The 6,067-nt window shown below is 41.1% G+C and carries 7 protein-coding genes; 2 read left to right on the forward strand and 5 right to left on the reverse strand.

From position 1 onward, the window contains the following. Positions 1-228 precede the first annotated feature (228 nt). From gatB to gatC, 3 genes are read right to left on the reverse strand one after another with little or no spacing between them, the layout of a single operon-like run. Positions 229-1,656, reverse strand: coding sequence for an Asp-tRNA(Asn)/Glu-tRNA(Gln) amidotransferase subunit GatB (gatB, locus tag V7659_RS15690; RefSeq protein ID WP_335540788.1), 1,428 nt, complete (start codon positions 1,654-1,656; stop codon positions 229-231). A gap of 12 nt (positions 1,657-1,668) precedes the next feature. Further along, entirely contained in the window at positions 1,669-3,126 is a 1,458-nt protein-coding gene (gene gatA / locus V7659_RS15695; RefSeq protein WP_335540789.1) for an Asp-tRNA(Asn)/Glu-tRNA(Gln) amidotransferase subunit GatA, read from the reverse strand. Between the two features lie 3 nt (positions 3,127-3,129). Next, a complete protein-coding gene (gene gatC / locus V7659_RS15700; RefSeq protein ID WP_144555288.1) occupies positions 3,130-3,429 on the reverse strand; it encodes an Asp-tRNA(Asn)/Glu-tRNA(Gln) amidotransferase subunit GatC in 300 nt (99 codons plus the stop codon). Positions 3,430-3,664: 235 nt separating this feature from the next. On the opposite strand from gatC, the gene V7659_RS15705 reads away from it, so the two are divergent. After that, positions 3,665-4,321, forward strand: coding sequence for a lysozyme family protein (locus V7659_RS15705; protein ID WP_335540790.1), 657 nt, complete (start codon positions 3,665-3,667; stop codon positions 4,319-4,321). Between the two features lie 22 nt (positions 4,322-4,343). On the opposite strand, the gene V7659_RS15710 is transcribed toward V7659_RS15705, so the two are convergent. Beyond that, positions 4,344-4,838: a VanZ family protein gene (locus tag V7659_RS15710; RefSeq protein ID WP_335540791.1), complete on the reverse strand. Its 495-nt coding sequence runs from the start codon at positions 4,836-4,838 to the stop codon at positions 4,344-4,346. Positions 4,839-4,929: 91 nt separating this feature from the next. Between V7659_RS15710 and V7659_RS15715 the strand changes: the two genes are divergently transcribed. Further along, the gene (locus V7659_RS15715) at positions 4,930-5,391 is read left to right on the forward strand and encodes an OsmC family protein (protein ID WP_335540792.1); all 462 of its coding nucleotides are present in this window, start codon (positions 4,930-4,932) and stop codon (positions 5,389-5,391) included. A gap of 58 nt (positions 5,392-5,449) precedes the next feature. Here the strand turns inward: V7659_RS15715 and V7659_RS15720 are convergent, their stop codons facing one another. After that, complete coding sequence (locus tag V7659_RS15720) at positions 5,450-5,887, reverse strand: YueI family protein (protein WP_335540793.1); 438 nt, start codon at positions 5,885-5,887, stop codon at positions 5,450-5,452. Positions 5,888-6,067: the final 180 nt, after the last annotated feature.

Below are 6,067 nucleotides of genomic sequence, written 5' to 3' on the forward strand. Positions count from 1 at the left end.
CGCCCTGGTCAGCGGCGTATGGACTGGAGCGCTCCAACTGAGATAAAGGAAACACGAAGAGCGAAAGCGATTCGATGTTGACTTATCGTAGGGCGGAGAGCGAAGTACACTAGCCGCTGGGCGCTGGAGCTGGATTCAGAGAACTATTTCAATTTATCCACAATTAATTATTTAATAATTTCTTATACAATAAAAAAGCTGGCAGATTGCACTCTGCCAGCCTTCGTATTAACGCTTTTGAAGTTCTTGCTGCAACAACTTATTAACCATTTGAGGATTGGCCTGTCCCTTCGTTGCTTTCATTAATTGCCCTACTAAGAAGCCAACAGCTTTATTTTTCCCATTCTTAAAGTCTTCAATTGATTGCGGATTCGCATCCAGCACCTCTGAAATGATTTTAAGAAGGGTGCCCTCATCGGAAATCTGGACTAGCCCTTTGTCCTTCACAATTTGCTCCGCATCGCCGCCGTTTTCAATTAACTCTTTAAAAACAGTTTTAGCAATTTTCGAAGAAATCGTTCCGTTTTCGATCAACTTAATCATGCTTGCTAGACCTTCTGGAGTTAATGCTACTTGGTGAAGTTCCTTTTGCTCAGCATTCAAGTAGGCAGAAACATCCCCCATGATCCAGTTCGAGGCAAGCTTTGCATCCGCTCCGCCATTCACGGTCGCTTCAAAGAAATCCGCCATTTCTTTCGTAACCGTTAGCACCTTTGCATCGTAAACAGGTAGTCCAAGTTCGTCTATATAACGCTTTTGACGTTGATCAGGCAGCTCTGGAATTTCAGCACGAATACGGGCTTTCCAGTCCTCATCAATGTACAAATCCATTAAGTCCGGCTCAGGGAAGTAACGATAATCATCCGAACCTTCTTTAACCCTCATCAACAGAGTAGCCCCCGTTGCTTCATCAAAACGGCGTGTTTCCTGGTCGATTGTCCCACCCGCAGCTACTACTTCTCGTTGACGCTTCTCTTCAAATTCAAGACCTTTACGGACGAAATTGAAGGAGTTAAGGTTTTTCAGTTCTGTTTTCGTTCCGAATTCTTTTTGTCCCACTGGGCGAATCGAAATATTCGCATCACAACGGAGTGAGCCCTCTTCCATTTTACAATCGGAAACGCCCGTATATTGAATAATCGATTTTAATTTTTCAAGATAAGCATAAGCCTCATCAGGTGTACGGATATCTGGTTCAGAAACAATCTCAACAAGCGGCGTGCCCTGACGATTGTAATCACATAATGAATACCCTTTTCCATGGTTAAGCTTTCCAGCATCTTCTTCCAAATGAATGCGTGTAATGCCAATTCGCTTCGTATAGCCATTTACCTCAATATCAATATAGCCATGTTCCCCGATTGGCTTATCAAATTGGGAAATCTGATAGGCCTTAGGATTATCCGGGTAAAAATAGTTCTTCCGGTCAAACTTGGTATGGGTGGCAACCTCGCAATTAATTGCCATCGCTGCTTTTATCCCGAATTCTACTGCTTTTTTATTAAGGACAGGTAATACACCTGGGTAGCCAAGGTCGATGACACTTGTATTTGTATTCGGTTCGGCCCCAAAATGGTTAGGGCTCGCCGAGAAAATCTTAGATTCTGTTTTTAACTCAACATGGACTTCAAGTCCAATCACTGTTTCAAATTCCATTCTCTTCACCCCCTATAATACAGGCTTTTCTTTATGAAAGTCTGTTGCCTGTTCAAATGCATGTGCTACACGATAGATCGTTGTTTCATCAAAATACTTACCGATGATTTGTAATCCTAACGGTAACCCGCCATCGAAACCACACGGTACTGAAATTCCTGGTAAGCCCGCAAGGTTCAACGGAATCGTTAAGATATCATTGATGTACATAGTTAACGGATCCTCGATTTTTTCACCAATTTTAAATGCAGGAGTTGGTGTTGTCGGTCCGACGATCACATCATATTTAGCAAAAACATTTTCATAGTCTTGTTTTATTAATGTCCGTACCTGTTGTGCTTTTTTGTAATAAGCATCATAGTACCCTGAACTTAATGCAAATGTACCAAGCATAATCCGGCGCTTTACTTCATCACCGAAGCCTTCTGCACGGGTTTTTTTATATAAATCGATTAATGTTTCAGCATCCTTTGAGCGATAGCCGTAACGGACTCCGTCGAAACGGGCAAGGTTTGCTGATGCTTCTGAGGAAGACAGCAAGTAGTAAGCAGCCAATGCGTACTTCGAATGCGGCAAGGATACTTCTTCCCATGTTGCCCCAAGACCTTCGAGTACCTTTAAGGCATTTAAGACGGACTGTTTTACTGATTCGCTGACACCTTCACCAAGGTACTCTTTTGGTACAGCAATTTTGAGGCCCTTCACATCACCAGTTAAACCACTCGCAAAGTTTGGTACATCCACATTCGCAGAGGTTGAATCCATAGGATCGAGGCCGGAAATTGCTTGAAGCAGGTAGGCATTGTCCTCCACGGTTCTAGTAATTGGTCCAATTTGATCAAGGGATGAAGCGAAGGCAACAAGACCAAAGCGGGAAACTCGGCCATAGGTTGGTTTCATTCCTACGACACCACAAAAAGAAGCTGGCTGACGGATGGAACCACCTGTATCGGAACCAAGTGAAAATAGGACCTCTCCTGCCGCTACAGATGCAGCTGAACCGCCTGAAGAGCCGCCTGGAACCCTCTCAAGATTCCATGGATTACGTGTCGTTTGGTAATGGGAATTTTCGTTGGAAGACCCCATGGCAAACTCATCCATATTTAACTTTCCAATCGTCACTGTTTCAACTTGCTGCAGTTTTTGAACAACGGTCGCATCATAAATCGGATCAAAACTTTCAAGAATTTTACTCGCACAGGTTGTCCGAAGTCCTTTTGTAACTAAGTTATCTTTTAAGCCAATCGGCATCCCAAATAGCAAACCTTTGGCATTTTCACTATTGACCTTCTCATCTAAAGCTTTCGCAGAAAGACGTGCTCGTTCTTCATCTAACGTTAAAAATGCCTGAACTTTATCTTCAACTTGTCCAATTCTCTTATAGGATTCATCGACAAGATCGGATACTTTTAGTTCCTTCTTTGTAAAAAGTTCATGTAGGTCTGCAACTTTATAATCAAATAAACTCACCTTTTAATCCTCCTTCCCCATAATCGATGGTACTTTAATCTGGCCGTCCTGATGCAGAGGTGCATTTTTTAGTACCTCTTCACGCGATAATCCAGGTTTGGATTTATCTTCACGCAAGACATTTTTCATATCCAGTACATGGTATGTAGGCTCCACATTTTCCGTATCCAATTCATTTAACTGCTCAGCAAAGGTAATAATTGCATCGAGCTGCTTTGTAAACTTTTCTGTTTCTTCTTCGGTTATGGCCAATCTTGCCAGATTGGCTACATGCTTAACCTGATCCTTTGAAATTCGTGACATAGTATAACCCCCTATCCCTTCAATCTTGTCATATCAATACTAATGATGATACCAAACTTTTCCGCTTTACCGCAATGATTCCATCATCAGTATGGGCAAGTGAATTGATTTTTGTTCATAATTCCTGAAATTTCAATCTATTTTTCTCTTATTACTACAATTTTTTTCTAATAAGTTTATCACAGACATTCTTGGCAACTTCCCTTATAATGGTCATGGATGGGAGGGCTTCTGAATGAAAAAACGTAAACGGAAGAAATTCAAAACCTTTTTTGAGCTGTTCATCCTTTTTTGCGCGTTAGCCATGTTCCAAAATTATTTTCAAAAACAAGGCTCCCCTCTTCTTGTAGAAAAGGATCCATTTGCTGATGTAAAAAAATATCAACCCCTCATACATGATGAATTAGCGAAATATCATCTCGAAGGTCATACCACAGTAGTTGTCGCTTTAATGCAGCAGGAAAGCCGCGGCAAAGGCGGGGACCCTATGCAGGCGTCAGAATCGGCAGGTTTGGCGAGAAATACAATTACAGATCCACAAAAAAGTATTCAGGTTGGTGTGAAACATTTTCAGCGCGTCCTCAGTTATGGGAATAAGAAAAAAGTAGATTTCCAGACCGTTATTCAATCTTACAACATGGGAATTGGCTATATTGACTTTGTTGCAGCCCATAGCGGGAAGCATAGTGAGGCGTTAGCGAAGGAATTTTCTCTCCAGCGGGTAAAAGAAAAGCCGACCATTTATACGTGTGGCGGCAATAAAAATAATTTTCGCTACCCGTACTGCTATGGTGATTTTACCTATAGCACAAAGGTAACGAAAAATATTCAAATGTTAGCAGACAGCGTCCCAGTTACGGGTGAAGAAAAAACCACGGGTGAATCGTTTTGAGGATTCATCGGTGGTTTTTTTATTAATTGATATTTTCGGTCATAGTCTTCTTTTTAAAACGGCTCAACAGAAGAACAAGTTTAATAGGCAAAAGTCCTAGGATTCCACCCAGCGTATTTAATATTAAATCATCTACATCAAAGCTTCCGAATTCAAATATCAGCTGCAGCAGTTCAAATGCCAGACTTAAGCCAAAGGTGGTAAGGGTGACGGCGCTAAGTTTTTGAAACTTCTTCGCCAGCAATGGTAAGATAAATCCAAACGGCATAAAGCCGATGATATTCCCTGCTAGGTTTTCAATCCGAATATATAAATTGATATCCGCTAAGAACAGGTAAAAATTAATCGTTTTAAAAGGGACGAAATTATTCGACCGCCAATGATATTCATCATACGTAAAGTTGAAATGATTAATAATCTCAGATAACGGGATGTATTTAAACAAAATGAATTTCGAAAGAATCGCTAAATATAAACAAAGAATTAGGAAAAGGGTCATTTTATAAATAATTTTCATTCATCACTGCTCCATTTATTACATATCAAAAATAACCTTACCATATTTCTTAAGAGTCGTGGGACCAAAACTGGAATTGGAGGAATTTAGAATGGCTGAACATGTTTTTCACTTAAAGGCAAACTGGCCGGGTTTACGGAACGATGTTGGGGAGATTGAGGCAGGGAATTTGGTCACGAAGATCTCTATCCCACCAGAAATGAATGGACCAGGTATCGGCACCAATCCCGACGAGATGCTGCTGGGCGCTGCCGCGACATGCTACATTATCACCCTTGCGGCGATGATGGAACGGAGCGGTTTAGAGAAGGAAAGCCTAACGATGGAGTCTGAGGGAATTGTCGATGTTACCAAGGGGGTTTTTACCTATAAAAGGATTATTCATCGACCTTTGATTGTCTTGCAACCAGGAGCATCTGATAAAGAAGTGGAAATGGCTAAGAGACTGGCTAAAAAGGCGGAGACATCTTGCATGATTAGCCGTGCGATTCAGGGGAATGTGGGGATTGAGCTGCATGCTACAGTGGAAGTGGCAGTTGAGAGAAACAGATAAGTATTAAAGACAGTTTGACGATATTTGTCCTCATGAATACCTCATGAGGACCATGTTTTTATCGGTTAAATAGTTTTGAAAAAAATCCCTTACTCTTTTTTCCTTCCTTCTTGACCGCTTTTGGTTCCTTGTTGGTGATATATATATCTTCCTTATCAATCGCGTGATCCATGGCTAATACTAAGCCGATTTCCGAGTCGTGGTCTTTATTAGTCACAAGGGTATGTTCAATCTTATATTTTGTGGCCAGTTTTACATATTTTGAAAGGGTTTCATAACTCATATTTCCATTTAAGAAAAGATGGGTCTGCGGCTTTTCTTTCATCTGCTTCTCAACTTGAGGATATACGTTTGCTTCTCTCACTTGGCTTTTTGTCAGAGCTACGACAATCCGCTCTCGGAGTGTACCTAAGAATTTCCGCCGCTCATCTGGTTTTGTTTCTAGCGGTCCATAGATTCCCTGCTGTAAAACCTCGTCAACGGTTGTCTTTTTCAAATAAATCAACTCCATATAAAGGCTAATATTATCTATGATGATAACCTAAAAAACGTTCCATACCAAAATCGATAAGGGAAATCGTCATATCGAGAGTAATTTGGAGTTATCCGAGAGTAAATCTACTTTATCCGAGAGTATCTGCTCTTATCCGAGAATAAATCCACTTTATCCGCGAGT

The sequence above is a fragment of the Neobacillus drentensis genome (assembly GCF_036966985.1).
Taxonomy (GTDB): Bacteria; Bacillota; Bacilli; order Bacillales; family Cytobacillaceae; genus Neobacillus; species Neobacillus drentensis_E.